Source organism: Paenibacillus sp. MBLB1832, assembly GCF_032271945.1.
In the GTDB taxonomy this organism is placed as follows: domain Bacteria; phylum Bacillota; class Bacilli; order Paenibacillales; family NBRC-103111; genus Paenibacillus_E; species Paenibacillus_E roseopurpureus.
The window spans coordinates 1,015,565-1,037,441 of the sequence record NZ_CP130319.1 but is presented as its reverse complement, the minus strand read 5'-3'; the positions used below and the strand labels follow the sequence as shown (position 1 = coordinate 1,037,441).

17 protein-coding genes are annotated in these 21,877 nt (G+C 47.2%); 5 read left to right on the top strand and 12 right to left on the bottom strand.

What is annotated here, in order from left to right; genetic code table 11:
• Positions 1-27: 27 nt before the first annotated feature.
• From rbsK to MJB10_RS04595, 10 genes are all read right to left on the bottom strand, one after another.
• A complete protein-coding gene (gene rbsK / locus MJB10_RS04640) occupies positions 28-963 on the bottom strand; it encodes a ribokinase (RefSeq protein WP_314802163.1) in 936 nt (311 codons plus the stop codon).
• 21 nt (positions 964-984) lie between these two features.
• A complete protein-coding gene (locus MJB10_RS04635) occupies positions 985-3,108 on the bottom strand; it encodes an acetate--CoA ligase family protein (RefSeq protein WP_314802161.1) in 2,124 nt (707 codons plus the stop codon).
• A 7-nt stretch (positions 3,109-3,115) separates the two neighbouring features.
• Positions 3,116-4,024, bottom strand: a complete 909-nt coding sequence (locus MJB10_RS04630; RefSeq protein ID WP_314802159.1) for an HpcH/HpaI aldolase/citrate lyase family protein — start codon at positions 4,022-4,024, stop codon at positions 3,116-3,118.
• 4 nt (positions 4,025-4,028) lie between these two features.
• Positions 4,029-5,048: a LacI family DNA-binding transcriptional regulator gene (locus tag MJB10_RS04625; RefSeq protein ID WP_314802157.1), complete on the bottom strand. Its 1,020-nt coding sequence runs from the start codon at positions 5,046-5,048 to the stop codon at positions 4,029-4,031.
• Between the two features lie 108 nt (positions 5,049-5,156).
• A complete protein-coding gene (locus tag MJB10_RS04620; protein WP_314802155.1) occupies positions 5,157-7,214 on the bottom strand; it encodes an ADP-ribosylglycohydrolase family protein in 2,058 nt (685 codons plus the stop codon).
• A gap of 66 nt (positions 7,215-7,280) precedes the next feature.
• The gene (locus MJB10_RS04615; protein WP_314802153.1) at positions 7,281-8,438 is read right to left on the bottom strand and encodes an ADP-ribosylglycohydrolase family protein; all 1,158 of its coding nucleotides are present in this window, start codon (positions 8,436-8,438) and stop codon (positions 7,281-7,283) included.
• Between the two features lie 85 nt (positions 8,439-8,523).
• A complete protein-coding gene (locus MJB10_RS04610) occupies positions 8,524-9,996 on the bottom strand; it encodes an extracellular solute-binding protein (protein ID WP_314802152.1) in 1,473 nt (490 codons plus the stop codon).
• 45 nt (positions 9,997-10,041) lie between these two features.
• Positions 10,042-10,926 (bottom strand): carbohydrate ABC transporter permease, encoded by an 885-nt coding sequence (locus tag MJB10_RS04605; RefSeq protein ID WP_314802151.1) that lies wholly within the window; start codon positions 10,924-10,926, stop codon positions 10,042-10,044.
• Positions 10,927-10,938: 12 nt separating this feature from the next.
• Complete coding sequence (locus MJB10_RS04600; RefSeq protein ID WP_397386569.1) at positions 10,939-11,835, bottom strand: ABC transporter permease; 897 nt, start codon at positions 11,833-11,835, stop codon at positions 10,939-10,941.
• 136 nt (positions 11,836-11,971) lie between these two features.
• Complete coding sequence (locus MJB10_RS04595; protein ID WP_314802149.1) at positions 11,972-13,681, bottom strand: alpha/beta hydrolase family protein; 1,710 nt, start codon at positions 13,679-13,681, stop codon at positions 11,972-11,974.
• 167 nt (positions 13,682-13,848) lie between these two features.
• Here MJB10_RS04595 and MJB10_RS04590 point away from each other — a divergent pair, with 167 nt between their 5' ends.
• From MJB10_RS04590 to MJB10_RS04575, 4 genes are all read left to right on the top strand, one after another.
• Positions 13,849-14,241: an SUMF1/EgtB/PvdO family nonheme iron enzyme gene (locus MJB10_RS04590; protein WP_314802147.1), complete on the top strand. Its 393-nt coding sequence runs from the start codon at positions 13,849-13,851 to the stop codon at positions 14,239-14,241.
• The gene (locus MJB10_RS04585; RefSeq protein ID WP_314805474.1) at positions 14,207-14,590 is read left to right on the top strand and encodes a formylglycine-generating enzyme family protein; all 384 of its coding nucleotides are present in this window, start codon (positions 14,207-14,209) and stop codon (positions 14,588-14,590) included. Before MJB10_RS04590 ends, MJB10_RS04585 begins: the two co-directional genes overlap by 35 nt.
• The gene (locus tag MJB10_RS04580; RefSeq protein WP_314802145.1) at positions 14,574-16,424 is read left to right on the top strand and encodes a hypothetical protein; all 1,851 of its coding nucleotides are present in this window, start codon (positions 14,574-14,576) and stop codon (positions 16,422-16,424) included. The genes MJB10_RS04585 and MJB10_RS04580 overlap by 17 nt, the downstream gene beginning before the upstream one ends.
• Before the next feature lie 213 nt (positions 16,425-16,637).
• The gene (locus MJB10_RS04575) at positions 16,638-18,233 is read left to right on the top strand and encodes a sensor domain-containing diguanylate cyclase (RefSeq protein WP_314802143.1); all 1,596 of its coding nucleotides are present in this window, start codon (positions 16,638-16,640) and stop codon (positions 18,231-18,233) included.
• Positions 18,234-18,339: 106 nt separating this feature from the next.
• Here the strand turns inward: MJB10_RS04575 and MJB10_RS04570 are convergent, their stop codons facing one another.
• Entirely contained in the window at positions 18,340-18,711 is a 372-nt protein-coding gene (locus MJB10_RS04570) for an iron chaperone (RefSeq protein ID WP_314802141.1), read from the bottom strand.
• A gap of 130 nt (positions 18,712-18,841) precedes the next feature.
• Here MJB10_RS04570 and MJB10_RS04565 point away from each other — a divergent pair, with 130 nt between their 5' ends.
• On the top strand, positions 18,842-19,636 hold the full coding sequence (locus MJB10_RS04565; RefSeq protein WP_314802139.1) for a hypothetical protein: 795 nt from the start codon (positions 18,842-18,844) through the stop codon (positions 19,634-19,636).
• A gap of 292 nt (positions 19,637-19,928) precedes the next feature.
• Here the strand turns inward: MJB10_RS04565 and MJB10_RS04560 are convergent, their stop codons facing one another.
• Positions 19,929-21,863, bottom strand: a complete 1,935-nt coding sequence (locus tag MJB10_RS04560; protein ID WP_314802137.1) for a hypothetical protein — start codon at positions 21,861-21,863, stop codon at positions 19,929-19,931.
• Positions 21,864-21,877: the final 14 nt, after the last annotated feature.

The following is a 21,877-nucleotide window of genomic DNA, read 5'->3' as shown; positions in this document are numbered from 1 at the left end:
AAACGCTATGTTTGCTGGTTTTCTTTGCTATTTATTCAATTGACCTTCGAATTCTTCTACTTCCTGCCGTGTCGGCAGCGAGGTTTGCGCGCCGAAACGAGATACCGTCAATGCCCCAACTTTGGCCGCGAATGCGATGGCTTGCTCCAAGGTGCAGCCCTCGCCATGCCATACAGCAAGCGCCGCGTTGAACGAATCGCCAGCTGCGGTCGTATCGACGACATTTACGCGATACGCAGGGTACGAACCTGCAGCGCCGTTCAGGTGATAGGCGACCCCTTTTTCCCCTTGTGTGATGATGACATCCGTGTTGGTCAAACTCCGCAGGTTGTTCATGATGGTTTGCGAATCAGCGCCTGTCTCCCCAACTTGTCCCGAGGTCAGGATGACGGCTTCGGTTTCGTTCGGCGTAACCAAGTCCACATACGGCCAAATCTCATCTGGCAGCACCGCCGCTGGTGCAGGGTTCAAAATCACTTTTACACCGTGTCTCTTAGCCAGTTGAACGGCACGCAGCACGGTTTCTTGGGGAATCTCCAGCTGAACGAGCAGCATGTCGGCTCCCACGAATACCTCTTGAGCCTCGTCCACATGTGCTGGCGTTACTTGCGCATTCGCGCCTGGCACGACCGTGATTCGATTCTCACCGTCTTGCACTTGAATAAGCGCCACGCCCGTCGTTTGCTGTGGATCCGTGGTCACGTACGTGGTGCCAACGCCCTCGTTCCCCAGTTGCTCCAGCATTTGTTTCCCGAAAGGATCTCCGCCGACACAGCCAACCATCTCAACATGTGCGCCTAATCTTGCGGCAGCAACGGCTTGGTTCGCCCCTTTGCCGCCAGGGATCATGACGAACTCTTGCCCCGTCACGGTCTCGCCCGCGACTGGGATGTGTTCTGATTTGACGACAAGATCCATATTGATACTGCCGACGACGATGATTTTCGCTCTTTTTTTCTCCATGCCCAGTTCCTCGATTCCCTTTTATTCCAATGATACAGGCTTTAATGTAATGACACAATCAAGCGCTTTAACACCTTCGCCTTTTGGCAGTACGGCAAGCGGGTTAATTTCAACGCTCTCGATCTCATCTCGCTGTTCATATACCCAATAAGAGAAAGTTTCCAAGGTTTGCAGCAAAGCATCCATATCTGTCTCAGGCGTGTTGCGGAAGCCTTGTAGATACTTCAGAAGTCCTTTGATCTCACCGAGCATTCGCTTCGCTTCCATCCGATCGAACGGGGCGACACGCCAAGTGACAAGCTGGAATAGCTCTGTCAGTACGCCGCCAAGTCCGATCAACACGACGGGACCGAAGATAGGATCATTCGTAGACCCTAGGATCAATTCTACCTTATCGCCGACCATTTCTTCCAGCAGCATGCCATCCACATCGCCCGAATCTGCGCCTTGCTGAATGCGGCGTTCGAAGAAATCCCGTACCTGTTCTGGCTCTCTTAAGTTCAGCGCTACACCGCCGCTATCGCTTTTATGCGTAATCGTGCGCGATACCAGCTTGGCCACATAACGGTTACCGTCAAAAGGCACGGATGGCAAGAAGGACGCAATATCTCCGTTAACTGGCAAATAGTAATGCGTCGGAACGGAAATCCCGACCGATTGCAGCACCTGCTTGCCTTCGATCTCGGTCAGCGTTAATCCCTCTGTCTGACTTTTAAATGTATTTAATGCAGTATCGGACAACTTACCCGTAGCGCGAGCTTCAACTTCGCTTGATGCCGCGGCGCTGGAACGCTCGTAAAACTCAACTAAACGCGCAAGCGTCGAAGCCAATTGCTTCGGATTGAAGAAGAGCGGTACAGGCAGCTTTTTAACTGCTTGTAATTCCGGATCTTCCAAGCTTCCCGTCCATAGCCAATACAATGGCTTATTAGACGAACGATCCAGTGCGCCAAGACGCTCTGTAAGCGGCCCTTTGCCATGCGTGGCATACACAATCCCGTTCAATTCGCTCTCACTTTCAAGCGCGGCATGAATATCGAGAATCTGCTCGGTCTGCATCGTACCGGACAAATCGAGCGGATTATTTGCTGTTCCGAATCCCGTCAGCAGCGCATCGATACGCGCAACGGTGTCCGCCTGCAATTGAGGCACGATCAGCTCCGCGGCGCCCATTTTGTCGCCAACGAAGCCGCCGATACCGCCGGAATGCGAAAGCACCGCGAATTTGCGGCCCGTCAGCGGCTTGCTGTATTCACTGCTTTTAACTAGCGCGATGAATTCATCGTAATCTTTAGCAGCTAGAATGCCCTTTTGACGGCAAAAAGCGTCAAACACCTGCTGGTCACCTGTCATCGACGCGGTGTGGCTCGCTGCCGCTTTTTGCCCGACAGCGGATTCGCCAATTTTCAAAGTAATGATCGGTTTCCCTAGCTTAAGCGCTTTATCCGCCAGTTCGGCGAACGCTCTACCATCTTTGATTCCTTCGATGAAAAGCCCAACCGCTTTCACCTCGGGATCGTCCAGCATGAAATCCGCGAACTGAGTCATCGAGACACTCGCTTCATTCCCCGTCGACACGATATAACGGTAGCCAACCCCGTAGTCATTGGCACGATTCAACAGAGGACCGAAAGCTGTCGCTCCACTGTGTGAAATAAGTCCAACAGAACCGCCGATACGCTTGTTCTCACCGATCGAGGATGCCGAGCTTGCCCACATGTGCGCCGTACTGGAGCTAAGACCTAAACAGTTCGGTCCGCAAATTGGGATGCCCGTGCGTGCAGACCATGCGGTCAGCATCTGTTCACGTTGTTCGCCTGCCTCTGTTCCTGCTTCCCTGAAACCAGCCGTGATAATCAAGACAGAGCCAACCTTCTTCGCTTCACATTGCGCGAGCAAGGACTCCACCAGCTCGGCTTTGACAATAATAACCGCTAAATCGATCTCAGCCGTAATGTCCTCAAGCGAAGCGTAACAAGGTACGCCGAAAATTTCTTTGCTCGATGGATTCACGGGGTATAGCTTCCCCTCATAACCTTGGGCCAACATATTTTTCATTAATCTGCCGCCGTAGTTCATTTTCTCGCTGGCCCCGACGACAGCAATTGATTTCGGATTCAACATGCGATGAAGTGCTTGATTCATCTTCCGTTCACTCCTTGCCCACCAGAATTGTGTTGCGTTTCAGTAAAAATTGCGCCCGCAAATAGACGGGAGGATCAATCATTTTGCCCATATACGAACAGGACGATCTGCCCTGCTGTTGTGCTTCTTCATAGGCCTGGACAATGCCCATCGCCTTCTCAATGTCCTCCTGCCGTGGTGTGTACACCTCGTTCAGAATCGCCACTTGATCAGGATGAATGCAGGAACTGCCCATAAACCCTAATTGCTTGCTTTTTTCAGCTAAACGTCTGAAATTGTCCAGGTTGCGAAAGTCTGCAATCGACGACACGAAACCAAGCGGCATGACTTGATGAATCCGTGCTTGCAGAACAACTTGCGCGTAGTAAGGAAAAAGTTCCTCACCTGTAGGGGAAGCTTCAATACCTAAATCCAGGCAGAAATCCTCATTGCCCAGCGTCACTGTGCTGATGCGATCACTCGCCCCCAGCAGTTCAGGCAAACGTGACAACCCTAGTGCGGATTCAATCAGAATGGAAATTTCGGTATGTCCTACGGACAAGCCGCGCTCCCGCTCTAGATCGGTCAATTTCGCTTCAACCTCACGAATGATCGTAATATCTTCCACTTTGGGAATCGTAACACTATGCAAACGCGGAGCTACACAGCAGGCGACATCTTTCTCCCACATATCGGGCTCATTGTTCAAACGAACATTGATTTGCGTCGCATTCTGCGCCAGCGTGTTCAGCGCTTCGCGCACCATTTGACGCCCGATATCCTTTTGTTCGTAAGGCACACTATCCTCTAAATCAAACTGTACGGTATCCGCCCCGCGCGTAATGGCCTTCCCCATAAACCGTTCCACATTGCCTGGCACAATTAACGTCGAACGTCTTATTTTCTCAACGCGGTTGCGTACGAATTTCGTTTCCATTGTATTAACTGCTCCTTCTGATTACGAGCTCTGGCATCTCGATCACTTCATGTTGGTGACGCTTAATCGGATGCTCGATCATGGATAGGACCATCTCCGCTGTCTTCATGCCGATTTCCTTCTTTGGTACTCGGACCGTTGTCAGCTTAGGGGTACATAGCTTCGCCATGCGAATATCATCGTAGCCCACGATCGCCACATCTTCAGGAATTCGAATGCCGTTGTTTTGGAGCTTTTCCATAATATTAATAGCCGAATAATCCGTCGATACGAAAATGGCCGTAACCCCATGCTCGCGAACCCAATCGCTGATCGGACGCTCATCGGAGAACATGTCCGAGGAGATCGTAAGCTGTGGATCCACCGGCAGACCCGCCTGTTGATGCGCCAATTCGTATCCCTTTCTCTTATTGATCGTATCATTCGTACCTTTGACATAGCGATTGGTATAGAAAGCGATGCGTTGGTGGCCTTTCTCAATGAGATGCTGAACGGCCAATCGTCCCCCAAGCACATCGTCACAAAGGACGCGATTATAATCGGTATTGCCATCTAAGGGATAACGTGTATAGAAAGCAAATGGAACTTTCTCTTGCATAAGCTTACGATACATGCGCTCTTTAGAATCAACCTGAGGTGATGGTTGAATGATTAAACCCGCACTGTTCAGCTGCAGAAATTCCTCAATGATACTGTCTTCCGCTGCGCCTTCATTATTCGTAAGACCTACCAGAATTTTATAGCCGCGTTCTTTGGCATAGTTCTCAATCCCGAGGAACACTTCATGACTGAAGTCATCATGAAAGGATGGGATGACCATCCCGATCAGTTTCATATGCTGTCGAGCCAAGCCTTGCGCAATAACATTAGGACGGTAATCAAGCTCATCGGCGATGCGCTTCACTTTTTCCCGTAATTCTTGACTGACTCTGCCCGTATTATTCAATACGAGCGAAACCGTCGCTTTGGTGACACCCGCTAATTCGGCAATTTCTTTTAATGTAGGTTTCTTCTCACGAACCATGATCTCATCCATCTCCCAATTTACGAACGTTTCAATAATTGGCTGACAGCATAAGGGAAACCGCCGACATGGGCCTCTTGAGGCTGCCATCCCAGCGGTGTCATCTTACTAGATTTCTGTGAATCTTATGTTGCTATAAGATGTCCTTGCCGCAGCAATCGTACTTACTCCAAACATCCCATACGCGAACGTATCATCGAAATGCTTGAGAACTTCTTCATCATTAATATATAAAGTAATTGTACTGCCTTGTACAGTTACTTTGAACATATAATTTTGATCATGCTGCCACGCATAAGGAGCACTTACCAGCTTCTTGAAGCCAAAATCATTGATAAACAGGGAAACTTGATTCTCACCATCGAATCCTGCATGATAACCGCGCATCGCCCCTTGGACACGAACAGCTGCCAAATGGGAATGACCGTAATGCGGATTCACTTGAACAGAGAAGCTGTAATCCTTGGCAAAGTAAGCACCTGTGTAAGCTTCAGCTGTCTCAGCTGTCATCAGATACATGGCGCCATTCTCAATGCTCCACGCACCCAAGTTGTGAGCAAAAGGTGTGATGCAGCCGAAATCAACGGATTGCTTCTTAAAGTCAATCGTATAATCCGCTTTACCGTAAATTCTGAATTGGTCGATGAAAATGCGGCCTAAACTTTTCGGCTTACGCGTCGAATAGGCTTCTAAAACTAGTCCTACTTCATCAATCAGTTCACCTTCGGAGTCTGGAATCTGGAATTCAACGTGAATCCACTCTTCATTAACAAGCTTCACATAGCCTTGAACCAATTCCTTCTTGCTGTTAGCAAGTCGTATATAAGGAGCAATCCCCATTGTTTCATTCCCGCCCCATTGGTCAAGATAAATTTCCATAGAAACCGTTTGACCAGAGAACGCTTTAGGCGAGAACACCGGCGAATATCTTTCATCACTAAAGTCTTGACGTGTATAGAATGGCTTGTAGAAAATTTTGGATTTCTCGCCGCGCGTCATGCGGTCGAACACCACTTCAAGAGAGCCTGTTCCTTTAAACGCTTTCTCCGTTGAATGCTTAGCCTGACAGAAGAACGGATCCGAGATCCGGATGTTGTGCGTGGAACCTGGCAATTCGAAATCGAAATAAATTTCATCTTCGACGAAGCTTTCTTTCAAATCTGCAGGGCAAGGCTCACCCGCTAAACGATAGCCGAGAATCGCTAATTCTTTGGCATACGTAGGAATGTCTAGAATGTTCAAGTAACCAGAAATCCCCGACATGACGATGGAGTCATTGATTGGCTTACGGTATTTATCTGCGATACCCGCGATGCCAGCTGCTACGCCAAGTACCGTTCCTACGTTGCCTGCGTTACAATCCGTATCCCAGCCGCACATCGTGGCGATTTCAACCGTACGGTTGAAGTCCCCTTGACCATAAATCATAGCCAAGATACATACGCCCGCATTCGGAATCATATGACACACGCCTCTGTACTTATCGTAGCCCCAATCCCGCTCTAACATATCGCGGCACGCTCTGAAATCATTCGGATTCTCCGCATGGAACTTCAGTACAGCTCTTGCTACCCTGTTATACGTAGACTCAGCTGGCACTTGCGCCAAACCTGCTTCAATAATCGCCGTAATATCACTCGTTTCAAAAGCGGCAGCAATCGCCGCACAGAAAAATCTAGCTCCGTATACGCCTTCGCCATCGTGGGATACCCGTGCAGCAGCTTCGCCGAAATCAGCCGCTTTCTTCGGGTTGCCTGGGTTCACCAAGCCCCAAGTATCGATGAAAATTTGACCGCCGATTTGCTCAGCCATCAGCTGACCATTCTGCTGGATGGAACCGGACTGCGGCGCTGGAACGCCTTTTTTCAAATTCACATACGCCGTATGCTCCGTACTAATGCCGTAACCGCCCCACCAAAACATACCGATGCCTTCACGTGTGTAGTTCAGCCAAGCGCGAGCCACATCATTTGGGGTAATATCGCGATCCTTCGCATCATCATACAGGGCTCGCAGGAAATAAAATGGACCATTCGCATCATCATCTGCCGCAAAATTAATGTAATCCTTCACATAATCGGTAATTTCACCGTACGTATTTTTAATTCTTTCATAGGTCCAGATCGTTGGCTCAACGGGCGCACCCAGCCTGATGCCAATGTTCATGCCTAAGTAACCAGCATATAACTTCTCTAAATAATTGGAAGGAATCAACCGAAATACCGCCTTTCTTTATACGAATAAGAGTTGTTCTTGTCTACGTGCGTTTAAGTTTAAATCTTGTCCGATAATGGCGCGTGCAGCGTCCGCGAATCGGTCGCAATTGATCTCGATATCTTGTTTATTCGCAGATTCTAGCACCGCAATTTCGGATGCAGGAATTGCTTTAATACCTTGCATACCGCCGAGAATTGCGCCGATCATCACACCGATCGAATCGGTATCACGGCCTGAGCTAACGCCATCTTTCACGGCTTCTTGCATATCACCGTCATGCAAAACCATATAAGCCAATGCTAACGGCAGTTCTTCAATCGCGAACAAACGGCTAGGAGTATAATGATTAGAAGGAATGCCGACTTTATCAATGCTTCTGTTCACATCATCACCCATCGGTGAATAGTTGCGAATGACCGCATGAAAACAAGCTACAACTGCGTCTCTGTCTTCTTTCATGTGCTTCATCTCAGCCGCCGCTGCACAAATGTCTTGAATGGCGCGTTTCGTGCCATCTTTGGCATAGAGAAGTGCGGTCTGGACGATATCTTCGACTGTCACACCAGGCTCAAATGCCTTGGCTACACAGGCAGCCATAACACCAGCAGCTTCTAAGCCATAGCTGACCTGATGCCCAGAAGCGAAAAGAATCGCTTCATCATACGCCGCTTTGGGATTACACGCGTTTACGATACCGACGGGGGCAATGTACATCGCCGCGCCGCAGTTCACCATGTTGCCGTATCCGCCTTCGCGCGGTTCGCAATTGGCAAGGACATGGCGGTTGAAAATGTGCTTCTCTGGATAGAACAAACGATCCATGATTAAAGCTTCTTTACCAAACTCCGGAATATATCTAGGTCGGAAGGCGATTTCCTTCACGAACTCATTGGCAAGATCATATGCGTCTAGGTGACGCTGTTCCGTGCAATACACGTTCATCAGAGCAAGCGTCATTAATGTATCATCGGTGACGATACCTTCGCCTCTCATTCTTCCCAGTCTGGCCGCTTCGGGCCAATCTGCTTTCCACCACTTCGTCATCGTCGTATCGACGCGACCAAATCTGCTTTTAATCTCACCATAAGTCAATTTCTCAACAACAGCGCCCATGGCATCGCCATAAGCCGTTCCAAAAACGACACCTTTAACTCTCTCAGCAAAAGTAATCATTTCTCTCCACTCCCTCTACAGGGAGTGTGAGGCATCCCTGCCCCACACTTTGCAGTTCTATTTATACTTTAGAATTAGCCGTTATTTACTTGATTGTTTTGTTTGCGTACTCTGTTACTTCTTTACCGCCAGCAGCATTCCATTGCTCAACGAATTTATCGAAATCAGCAACGGTTTTCTTGCCCGTTACTACGTCTGCAGCAAAGCCTTTGTATAGGGCAAGGGATGCATCCCATTTCGCTGCCAAATCAGCAGGCATAATAAAGGCATTATCTTTCGTTGCTTTGGAAGCGAACATTTCCAATGATTTCATCGCTGGAGCCGATAGGTATGGCGTGCTTGGATCAAACGCTTTGTCTGGTTTGAAATTAAGCGTAGTTTCTACGAAATGCGGGAACCAGGAAGCAAATTTATCTGTTAATTTGATTTTATTATCAACGATGGTATACTCTTGACCTTCTACGCCAAGTTTGTCCAGCATTTGTCCTTTCTGAGAAGCCATGTACTCAAGAACGGAGAAAGCGGCATCTTTGTTCTTAGAAGCTGCGGAGATCGCGAAGCCACGGCTCTCTTTACTGATATCAACTGGCGTGTAACCTTGCGCCTTCCCTGTTGCTGGCGGAAGCGGCGTTAGCTTCGCGTTCGCGCCATTTTGACCCGTCATTTTCGTGTTATAAATATCGATAACTTTTCCTTGTGTACCTGCAACGACAGCTGCTTGTCCATCATAGAAAGCTTTTTCTTTCGTATCGTACTTTTTCGTCAAGTATTCTGGATCCAACAAGCCTTCTTTGTACAGCTTCGCATAGAAAGCCAACTTCTCTTTCTCTGCTGCGGAAGTTCTGCTGTATACATACTTGCCGTCTGCACCTTTCAACCAGGTGGATGTTACGCCGAAAGCTTGTCCGAAGATTACGTCAAGCTCGTCCAAGTTGCCAGCTGTCGTATACGCGAATTTTGCGTTGTTCTTTTCTTTCACTTCTTTTAAGAAGTTGTAGTAGTTATCAATTGTCGGGTTCGCAAGAACCTCTTTGCCTGATGCCGTTTTGTCCAACCAATCTTGACGAACGACTGGCACTGCGCTGTTAATTGGCGATAACCAGAGCAAGTACGGGTAGTTTTTCATTCTTTCTTTATTAAAATCGCTCATGGATGCTTTCACGTTCGTGGACTTCTCGATGTAAGGCGTCAAGTCCGTTAGAATTTTTTGTGTAACCGCGAATTGATAGTCGCCGCCTTGGAAGTAGATCAAGTCAGGAATGTTGCCGCTTTGCAGGAGCAGACCCAATTTCTCGGAGTACGTTCCGCTTTGTACAGGCACGATGTTCAACTTAATGTTTTTGCCTTCCGCTTTCATGCCTTCCTCAATACCTTTAACAAGTTTCTGTGCGTTCGGATCATCCGCTGGGAAGTCTTTGGCCACAATGTTTAGTGTGACTGGTCCTGTACTTGCAGCATTCGTAGCCGCTGGTGATGTTGTTTCTGTTGGTTTGTTGGTACCGCATGCAGTTGTCAGCATCATCAGAGCTGCAACGGAAGTAAGTAGCACTTTTTTCATATTGTTTTCCTCCCTGAATCTGAATGTGTTGTGCGTGTAATGCATCTATTCTTTCACGCCGCCTTCCATTACCCCTTTAGCGAAATGCTTCAGAATAATGGGATATAGCAAAAGAATCGGGACCATCGCGATTACAATCGTAGCCGCTTTTAATGCTGAGAAATCGAGTTGTGCAATGTTGTTGTTCTTCAAGAGATTGGCCGAGCCAACCAAAGCGGATGTATCTCCTTCGACGATGAACTGTCTGAGCAGCACTTGAAGCACTGTATTCTCACGGCTGGAAAGGAAAATACTCGATTTGAAAAATTCATTCCATCTAGCCACAACGTAGAACATGCTGATCGTAAGCAAAGGCACCTTGGCTAGCGGCAAGACGATACTCGTAAACGTACGCATATGGCCAGCCCCATCGATCTTCGCGGCTTCCATCAAGGATTCAGGAATCTCTTCTATGAATCTCATCATGATGATGAGGTAGAACACGTTAATCGTCCGATAAATGACCATCGCCCAGAGACTATCCAGTAAGTGAAGGTCTTTGATGACCATATACTCTTGTACGATACCAGGCTCGAAAATCATGATGATAATGAGGAAAATCATGAGCGGCGTTTTACCGACTAGGTTTTTCCGCGTTAACACATATGCGGTAATCGTTGTGAAGAACACGCTGATACAGGTTCCGACGATGGTAATAAACAGTGAATTCAGAAGCGCGCGGCCAATCAACGGATTGCTGAATACAACTTGGAAGTGGACAAGGGAAAAGCCCTTTGGCCAAATATCGTAGCCATGAATCAAGCGAACTTTATCAGGGCTTGAGAATGCTTTTGCAAATAAGTTCATAATCGGTACAAACATCGTCAATGTAAGGACGGAAAGAATGGCCCCGATCAACAATTTGGGTACGGTAATTTTTCTACCTACCATGAATCTGCCTCCTTACCAAGCACCTTTAGAGGTGAGTTTTTTGGAAATAAAGTGAGTCGAGAGCACCAACGTGACACCGATTGCACTCTTGAATAAATTCGCTGCTGTAGCAAATGAATATTGACCATTGATCAAACCAACGCGATACACATACGTATCGATGATGTCAATTTGACTATTGACGGAGTCATTGGTGAAGTTAAGAACCTGATCCAGACCCGCGTTCATAATAAAACCAACATTGAGAATGAAGATCGTCACCATCGGAACGTAGAGATGCGGAAGCACGACGCGGGTAACAATATGCCAACGGCTTGCGCCATCCACATACGCGGCTTCATACAAGCTTTGATTGATTCCTAGAATGGCAGCAAGGAAGATGATTGAATCCCAACCAATGTTACGCCAAGCCTCACTTGCGACAAGCACCCATCGGATCGAATCCTTATCCGTTAGAAAGTCATGAGCTGGGAAACCGAATAGTTGGATCAAAGCGTTCACAGCACCCGTTGACTTCGAGAGAAATTCGAACCAGATTCCCGCGATAACGACCCATGACAGGAAGTGGGGCAAGTAGGAAACCACTTGAACAGTTTTGCGGAATTTCCCATTCATGAATTCATTGAGCATGAGCGCGAAAATGATCGGGATCGGGAAAATCAGAAACATTTTCATCGCGCTGATGATTAATGTATTCGCAATGACTTGGGTAAAAATTGGGGTAGAGAATAATTCTCGGAAATATTTCAATCCTACGAAGACGTTATTCCCCATAATGCGAAAGTCATAGAAAGCTAATTTCATCCCAATGATGGGCCATACATGAAAGATAATAAAATAGAGCAAACCGGGAAGAAGCATGAAATATAACGTTTTGTCAGTCCACATTTGTTTCAGTTTGGAACGCATGCTAATCGGATCCAACCCCTTTCCTAAAAAGACCCCTCAAATCACCCGTGGAGCCCTTACGCTTAACCGCTTAATCAAAGTGATTAACCGTTTAATCAAACTTGCATTTTAAGAATATATCAATTTGAAAACGGTGTCAATTCATCTTTATTTCCAAATCGAATAAAATTTTGCCAACTGCAGCACGTCCGGCATCATCTTGATCTGATAAACCGTAGAACGTGAGCACAATCCGCTGCGCTTTTGCCCAGTATGGAAGAATATGACCATCCTCGTTATGAAATGCTGTGCGCGCGATTTGAGTTTCGGACCATCCCGTAATCACTCGGAGCTCACTTGTCCAACTGAGTTCTCCGGCCTGATCAGGACGATAGAACAATGTGATGATCCAGCGGCCTGGAAGCTCGTTAAATAGCTGAAGATGAAGCATGTATTCATCGGTTAGGCTAGCCATGCTCGGGTCAACCAGCTTATTCGTTGCCAAACTGAACAGCAACTCGGGCTCGTTCATGCTTAATGCTTTTCCGCCGTCTGGGTGGGAAAGGATGACATACTCAAAATCAACATCGTACGGCTCCGTGCGCATATACGGACAGCACCAACCGTCCAGCCCGTTTGAGAAGTCGGCCAATACGTGGCTGCGTTGAGGTTCCGTGTGCTTAACGCCGATATAGGCTGGCGAGAATCGAACAGGGAAAGAGCTTGCTTTGACACCATCCGCGTAGACAGCGTCGATGTATAGATATCCGCTGATGCGCGGGTCAATGACGGGAATCACAATGCTCGGATTATCCGAGACGTCGATTTCCACGACATGCCAGTACCTGCCAGGCGGCAGCACTTCGCTGAAATCCCACCAGGACCAGCAGAAGCGAAGCTTGTCTGGCAGCTGTACTGACGTGTCTAGTGTGGCTGTTGCATGCAGGTTATCGAAACCATTCTCTGTTGATGAGTTGAAAGTGACGCGCGGCGCTTGCGGCCAAGCACCTTCTCCCTTGACATGCACGTCCATCCAGCGGTCCAGCGAGTTCCCTGCCCAATGATCGAGCTGATGGTTCTGATTGGCCGCGATATACAAGCCTCGCTGCGCAGGCGGAATTTGCACCGCAGCTTCACAAATGGCATCCAACCAGCCCCAATAATCGTTGGTTGCAGTCATGAGCAGAACAGGCGACTGTTGGCGCGATGCAAGCGTAACGCCATCCAACAAGCGGTTCCATTCCCTTGTATCTTCTAGGCTGTGGGCTTTGCGAATGTTGCGGTTCAACCGTCCAGGCGCGAGATGTTTGCCGCAGCCATAAATCGGAACAGCGGCTTTCAATCGATCGTCCCACGCATTCAAAATCCACGTAATGCTTCCGCCTCTAGAAATCCCAAAGACACCGATTCGATTCGGGTCTACCTCTTGGCGCAAACTTAACCAAGTAATCATTTTCTTGGCATGTAAGACTCTCGTTAGCATGACCGATTGTAAAGGGGCATATTCATCTTCCATATCTAATCTTGGCATATTTGCCAAATCACTGTGCCGCTCTTGTCCGCTGATTTCTTCTTTCCAATCATAGCTTAGCGCAACGTACCCTTTATGGACCCAATGCTTGACATGGTCAAGATTGACCGTCTGAAAACCCCCGCCGTGAATGTGCATAACAGCAGGATTAGCACTGGCATGTTTAGGAAAACCTAGCCACAGATAAGTCTTTGTCCACTCGCCAGGAAGCAATTCGGTTTCGATGTTCATGGCCCAATACTCGGCATCATCTTCGATCACGCGTTCGACGATCGTTTCCTTGTACGCACCCATTTCATTGGCCGCATCTATCCATGCTTGAAAGGTTTTATTCATAGTCGCGATCAGCCCTCCACGAAATAAACGAAATTCTGAACATAATACCCTTGTGATTAACCGTTTAATCAAATATGATTGTGATTGTAAGCGGTCTTATAGACCCTTGTCAACTCCAGTTCTAACCACCGGTCTTTATCACATGTTCAAAAGGAGAGAATGTTCCCATGGCACCCGCTTCACAACCCTATTCTTCGATGCACGATGCACAAGTATTCATCCCAGGCACCTCCTTCATTTATCGCGTGCAGCACCGCATTATGGAGGGGGATTGCCAGTGCGATCATGGACCGCGATTCGTTACGGTATCTGACTTTTATATAGATCGTTACCCTGTTACCAATCTGCAATTCCAACGTTTTCTGGAAGAAAGCGGGTATTGGCCAGAGGACGACACCAACTTCCTCAAGCATTGGGTTCAGAAGCAGCCTCCCATTGGCAAGGAACATCACCCCGTGATATGGGTCAAGTCAGAAGGACGCACTCGCTTATGCTTCTCATTACGGGAAAAGGCTTGCGAACGAGATCGAATGGCAGCTAGCAGCAGGCGGAGAGCGTAAGCTCAAATGGCCGTGGGGCTCCGCGTTTCAAAGTGAGTTCTGTCACGCTGCGGGGCACGATACTACGGCTGTTGACACTTATCCAGCTAGCGCCAGCCCTTACGGTTGCTTCGATATGAGCGGTAACGCTTGGGAATGGGTCAATGATGTGGTCGATGACGCGCAGCATCGATTCACCTTCCTGCGCGGCGGTTCGTATTACAAAGCGCAGCATACTTGGCACGCGGAAGGCGGCCCTCATCCGACCGATTTTCATCTCAAATTTCAGTTGCTGAACGAAGGCTTGAATCGTTGTGAAACGGTCGGATTCCGCTGCATGAAGGAGGCACACGATGCTACGAATAGATAAACAAACGGGTCTGCTCACCATTGAAAATGAAAAGATGGGTTTCACTCTTGAGTTAGGTGAACACCTGGCTTTGCATGAGGTGAAACATCATGCCATTCCGGCTCGTGAGGCGTTATCAGCTGCACAACGGGAATTGTTCGTGATGGAAGTGGAAGGCGGACATTCACTGCCAGCTAGTGGATGGCAAGTTGGTCAAGTCGACATGGTCTCAGATCTGACGGAAGAAATGATTTCCGTTGAACTTAGGACCGAGCTGGCGCAGAATCAGCTGTGCGCGAAAGTCATTTTCCTGCATCATATGGAGGAAAGATCGATTCGCTTCCTGCTCCAATTCGCAGCGGAATGGGATGAATGGGGGCCGCGCGAAGTATATATGCGGATGCCGTTCTTGGCTGAGCTTCAGCTTGCTGACGGTGAGGACAACCATTACTTCTTCCCGTCCAACCCGCAGTCCAAGCGCGATGGCAGCTCCATCATGCAAATGCATGTTGAATTTACGATGCCTCTTGGCATCTTCCACCCCAATCAGCAGCATGGGTTCAGCTTGGCTTTTCCGAATTTGAACGAGAATTGGTTCATCTGGGTTCAGAATCGCAACATGGACATGAAGCCATGGACCAAGCTGGAGGAATTGCAGCAGCATCGCTTCCTCCTTCGTCCCGATCAGGTACTAGCCGATGTGATGGAAATCAAGTTCACTGCTATCGACCAGGGCTGGACGGAATTTTTCAGTACATGGCGTCAAGAAGCGCGGCAACCGATTAACTTTGAGGAATATAAGCGACCTGAACTCCAGTGGTACAGGGATACTTTCTTGCAGCATTTTACTTACCTGTATAGCAAAGAAATCTATAATTTCGAGACGAATGAGATGGAAGTTGATCGCTTCCTAGCGGAAGGCGAGGAGTTCGGCGGGTACGATTCTGTCCTGCTTTGGCATCAATATCCGCGGCTCGGCGTCGATCGTCGCAATCAGTGGCAGTTTTTCGAGGATTTCCCGGGCGGTATGGCGGGACTGAAGGAGCTGGTAGCGCAGTTTCATTCGAGGGGCGTGAACGTATTCTTGCCGTTCAAACCGTGGGACATCGGGTTCGATGAGTCTCCGAAGCAATCCACCTTCAGCATCGTGGAAGTGGTGAGGGAAACCGACATCGATGGCGTGTTCCTCGATACAATGGACAGCGTGCCGGACGGTTTCCGTGAAGCGATCAACGAAGTGAAGCCAAGCTTCGTCTTTTGCTCCGAAGTCCGTCCGAAGAAAAGGAATCAAATCAAATTGATTACCGGCTCCTGGAATCAATTCAAAAATCGCGAATCCATGCCCGAAGTGGACGCATTCCGCTACGTGATGACCGAGCATTTCTCCCCGATCATCTCTCGCTGGCATGTCGGCGTCCGCAAGGATCTGCTGATCAAGCGAGCCGTATTTAATGGGACAGGCATCCTCATCTGGCAGGATGTCTTCGGCAGCTGGCTGCCTTACAACGCTGCACAGAAGGCGCAGATCAAGAAATGGAAGCAGCTGTGGACGGTGCACAAAGCCAACTATCAGGGCAGCAAGCCGCTGCCGCTGTATCCGACGCTGCAAGCAGGGTTGCACTGCAACATGTTCCCAAGCGATGATGGAGCTAGCGTGATTTACACGCTGTACAATGATACCGACGAGGCGATTGCAGGGGAATTGGTGGTGCACAGCTACCCAGATTTGCAAGAAATCAGCGAATTGTGGCAAGAGCAGCCTGTACAGCTGGATAAGGAAACGGGGAGAGTTTCGGGGGAAGTGAAGCCGAAGGAGCTTGTGGTTATTCGGGTTGGGAAAAGTACGCCCGTCTGACGGGTTGAACAACCGCTGATTCGCGCATTTGCTTAGAGAAAAAGACCCGTCCAGGGTCTTTTTCTCGTAAAACAAGCCTGGAGGTAATTCCCGCTCATAACTGGTCTTTTCTTCCTCTAACTCTTCAATCTGTCACCTCCTATAGAGGAATCTTGTCATCCTATGTAGAAACAGTTGTCAATCACATACGACTTGTACAAGAGGCGACCCTATATGAACAATTATGTCCTTCCCCTGCTGCTTTTTTTGGCCCCAACCTTTTATCTGGGTTATATCTCCATTGATATCTATCGGAGAAATAACAAAAAAACTGAAAATCGCTTAGCCTCCTTCATTACATTATGCATTGCAGTCATATTTTTCTTTGAATACTTGCGTTTCCTCGCACCACGTACACAGACCGTCAATCTGGCTCTTTATGCTGGATATCCCGTCTCTTTCTTATGCGTAGGTGCAAGCTTCCTATTTTATTTAAATATTACAAAGCTAAATAAGAAGTTGCCCCGACTAGCCGCTTGGTGCTTAGGGTACTCCGTGCTTCTCATCTACCTACTTATGCTAGCTTTAGGCAGAGGCAGCCTCATTTTCTCCGATGTGATCGTACATGGGATATGGAAACAAGAAATGCCAGGGCCAGACTTCAACCTAATAATGACGTTGCTAATGATGGTTTCCATGGCTAATATGGCGATAGCTTGGTATGCCAAGTTTAAACCAGTCCAAAAAAATTTAGAACAACGTAATGCATTGCTATTGCAATGCAGCTTGGTATACTCGGGGACGTATATTGTTATTTTCTTAAGTATTCCTATTTTTGAAGTATTCATCTTTGTACCCAATGCTATTCTGGTTTATCCGCTTTTGGTTTTTGCCGTCTACTTGCATATCTTGATGCATAGGTATGATTTTCTGCCTTCCGCACAGCGGAAATATGAAATCCTTTTTGAGATCTCGCATTCTGCCATCTTTTTATTGGATCAAGATGCCTGTATTGTGGAGGCTAACCCTGAAGCCTATGTCTTGTTGGACTGGGGAGCGTCGAAGCCATTAATCGGTGAGCCCTACGTACAATTCATTCCGCATGAGAATGAAGAACGCTTTCTGGACAACTATCGAAAAGATTTTGGACACAGTCGAGTTAGGGATTTTGAGTACGTGATCGTCAGTCATGCAGGCACACCCAAACATGTTTTGGTCGATACAGATGTCATTGCAATCAGTGATGAGAAGCTGGTTCTGGCAATTGTTCGCGATAATACGAAACGGAAGCAAGAAGAAATGTTCATCTCTCATTTGGCTCAACACGATGCGTTAACTGGACTGCCCAATCGACTCTTCTTTGACTCCTACTTGAATGAAATTGTGACCAGGCCTGATCCTTTCGGTATCATCCTTATCGATCTGGATCGGTTCAAACCTGTCAATGATACTTGGGGCCATCAAGTTGGGGATAAGCTGCTGCAAGAGGTGGGAGCGCGATGCCAATCCGTTCTGAACTCTGGCGATATGCTAGCTAGACTAGGGGGCGACGAATTTGTCGGAATCATTCTTGGTGACAACACACGTGTTGAAACAGTCGCCACGCAAATGCTGCAGAAGATCTCAACCGATTTCAACATCGATGATAAAATCATTATCATAGGCGCCAGTCTTGGCATCAGCCATTATCCTAGCCACAGTGGGAATCCGGTTGAATTGGTACGAAATGCTGATAAAGCGATGTATGAAGCGAAGCAATCAGGTGGGGATTGTTTTAACGTGTATACGAAGTTGCCTGTACAGCCAAAAGTGTGCAAGTCCCTCAAATAGAAGGGAACATAAGTTTGCCTATCAAAAAGTTAGTGTAAAAAAGATACCCATGCACAGGACACTTAAAAAAAGTGTTTCATGCATGGGTACCTTTTTGTTTCATCCTTTATTTCCGCCAAAACGTTGAACAATCGGCCTTATCTAAGATATTAAAAGCGATCATCTTCTCCAGCAATGAGAAATCAACTGGACGATTCCACGGCATACGGACCAACTCCTTGGTATGATCATAGCCAGCCTGCTCGATATCAGCCGTAAATCGAAGTATCCCCGCCTTTTCAGGAGCAACAGCCATATGCTGCTTGGCAACGCTGAAGCCAATAATAAAAGTGCCGTGATCGGTAAACATTGGCTGATTCCACGCCACTTTCGGCTCTAAGTTAGGAAACTTTTCCGCTACCCAAGACAGCACCTCCTCCGTTCGCTCCCGATGCATCGGGTTATCGATCTTCGCTATAAATTCCGCAAAAATTTCCATGTTGGACCCTCCCTGTAATTCGTTATTCTCTCTTCCATATGACATTCTTCCCTAGCCCTTTTCATGGTAGTCCTATATCAAAATATGAAACTTCACATAAACTATAGTATCACAAAAGGGGGTGAAACTATTGGCTGTTAAACAAGTTGATAAAGAAGTCTACGTCAGAATCTATAAGCAAATGATCGCTATAAACACGGCTGTTCTTCTCAATAGAAAGAAAATAGATGAATTCAAACACTCCTGCTCATGCAAAAATAACAAAAATGCACTTCTACTGCAAATCATGAGGCAGTTGAAGGCTATCAATAATCGAGTTCTCATTAATCAAAACACGATTGGAACGCAGCTTGTGCTTTCTGGAAAACAAAACAATAAAATTGACTTAAACAATATCATCATGCAACTGAAATTAAATAGACAAAACGTTGCTATGAATTTTAAAATGGTTGCTCGTCTATATAAGTGTGGTAAATACAATGCCCAAACTAAGAAGAAATTGCGTATCATCCTTAAGCAGCTAAAAAAGATCTTCAAAAACCTTACGCTTACGCAACGAATCGTTAACAATTTGCTTCTGCCACCGATTACTAAATGCCCTTCGGGTCATTTTTGTATTCCTGTGCGGTTAATTCCAGGTTTAAGCCTAGAGTTAGATGTGGATCCCAAAGGATTGACGATTAAAGGCACGCTCAAAGTGTTTGGGGCAGAAGTTTTCAGCGGCACGCTCAGTTTGACGAATCCGACACTCACCATTGGCGGAGAATTTGGTCTTTTCCTCGCGGAATTGAAGTTAATTGGGCAATTTGGCGACATTGCTCATGGTCACTTTAGAATTATCTTACAAGGTCGAGCATGTATCGGTCCTCCTATCGACTTCCTGCGTGACTGCACAGGTTTCAATGAAATTATATATGATCAATAACGTTAAAAAGCTCAAGATTTACTTGAGCTTTTTTGCATGAGTCATGGATATTGGTTCATTCATGATGGTCGTAGCTGATCCGTTTTATTACAATCATATTCCATAAAGCCTTATCGCATTATCCTTCCGCAGGTGGGCTAGCTCTTCTGATGACAAGGTATGAGGAATCAAAGATTCAAATAATCGAACAATATCTGAAGAACCTTATTATCTGGCTTCAGCCAGTGATAATCTCCTTGTTCTATTTGCCACAGATGGACATGACTATCAACATACATCAAATGTTTCCCCCTTAGGCTTGTGGTCGTCCTTGGAGTAGCGGCGCATAGGTTGATTTCAAACTCCACGGTGTTTCATACGAGGGTTGATTCACGTACCTTTTCATGCCTAGTTTTAATTGAACTCCAGCACCTGGTCCCAAACGAACCGGAAGCCATTTACCCCTAACTTCATGACTTCCCGTTAAAATGCCTTCCTCATTGCACATATCCACTGTTGTAAAGGCATGTTCGCCAAAACTTCCGCCTTGAATGATAACGACACGTTCGTTGAACAAAGACAAATTCACCAAGTTAAGAGTGACCGATTCATCTGCAATTGCTTCGACTAATGCTGCAACATCTTCTGGCAGGCCAGGACGTTTACGTATCCCGTCATAGTATCTTACTCTTGCATGCTGCAGGCCACCATGTGAGATATGCATCGGGGTTCCCCATACCAGTTGGAGGAGTCCTTCAAAATAAACTGGACACATCTCCTGCCACTTATGAATACTGGACATGGCATTCACGGTAAACCCATCTGTAACCCAGTTCGCTGGGTTTCCTTCTTGGGAACGCATTTTATGCAGTTGTAATTGGATTAATCGAAAATTCGCTCTCAAGATCTCCTCTGGATATTGGGGGTATTCCCCTTGCATATATCGAAACCAAGGTACCGTATTGGAGATATAATGCTTGGTTTCTTTCATCGTTGCATCATTTCGTCCAGATAAGCCAGGAACTTCGATATTGGCATATGCCTCTGTTAACGGAACTCTCTTCACCCGCTCTAAGTCTTCTTGCTCCATAGAAACCGTCCATAAATAGATTGGCCACGTCGGTACTTGCACACGGAAGTCTGTCCATCCTGAATCAAAATGTTTATAGGGAACCTGCCACATCCCGTTAACTACTTTGCCTAGCTTCCAATTATAATCCAGTTGGGACCGAACGAGTCCCAATCGTGCCATATCCCCAGTCAGCAATACCGCATTCATACAAGCATTCAGAACGGGTTCTATGATTGTCAGTAGCCCATGAGGCCAACGCCAGCCATAGAAGCCTCCCCACCATTTACCGTCATTGTACTCTCCAATTTCCCCAGATAGTCCAATATTATCGGGCATGATCCCGTTATTTCGAACAGTCCGCTCTTCCCAAGCCGTTACATATTCCAACACCCAGTCCCTATAGGACTCATCACCAGTAAATAAATAAGCGTGGGTGAGTAGGCTCGTCGCATTTAGGTTGACCGGTACATCCCCTTTGGCCTGTCGTTCATTCATTTTCGTAATCAGATCGCTATAGATTTTGTCGTCCGACCATCGGCAAGTACCACTGCTAAAATCCACCCCTGGAAGATCTTCGAAGGGGGCCAAATAATCATCGAGCACCCCGCGGTGAGTCACCCAATCCTCCTTCGTCATAACGAAACGCGGCCCTTTACTTCCCGTGATCGGAGAACGAATAAGTTTTTTTTCCTTATCATAATTAGGCACAGCCGGATCATTTCCCATGTACAATTGAGCAAACTTCACGGCACGCTGCCGATTCTTTAACTGATTTGGACGGGATAGCCCTAGAAAATAAAAATATAAGTATCCCTCTCCATGATGCATCCAGTCATAATACCCATCGAATTCCTGATAGATTTGCCCGTATTGTGTCCACTGCCAGGTGATGGACTCCCACATTCGATCCGCGAGTTCTCCTACTTCATCACTTCCACCCAGAGCGTAGAGAAGTGCCAAATTCATGAAGCCTTCATAAGGATCGTCAGAGCCATCCATACCAGGCCATTCATCTCGCCAAATCAGCGTCCCATCTTCACGTGTATATTGATTGACAAATTCCACAGCACTTTGATTTAGCGATTCTAATAATTTTCTCTGCAACAAGGCCCATTGAGGAGGAATCCAGGTTTCCGAGACAACTAGCTCCTGAGCAATCTTATTCTGTTTGATCATCACTACATTCCTCT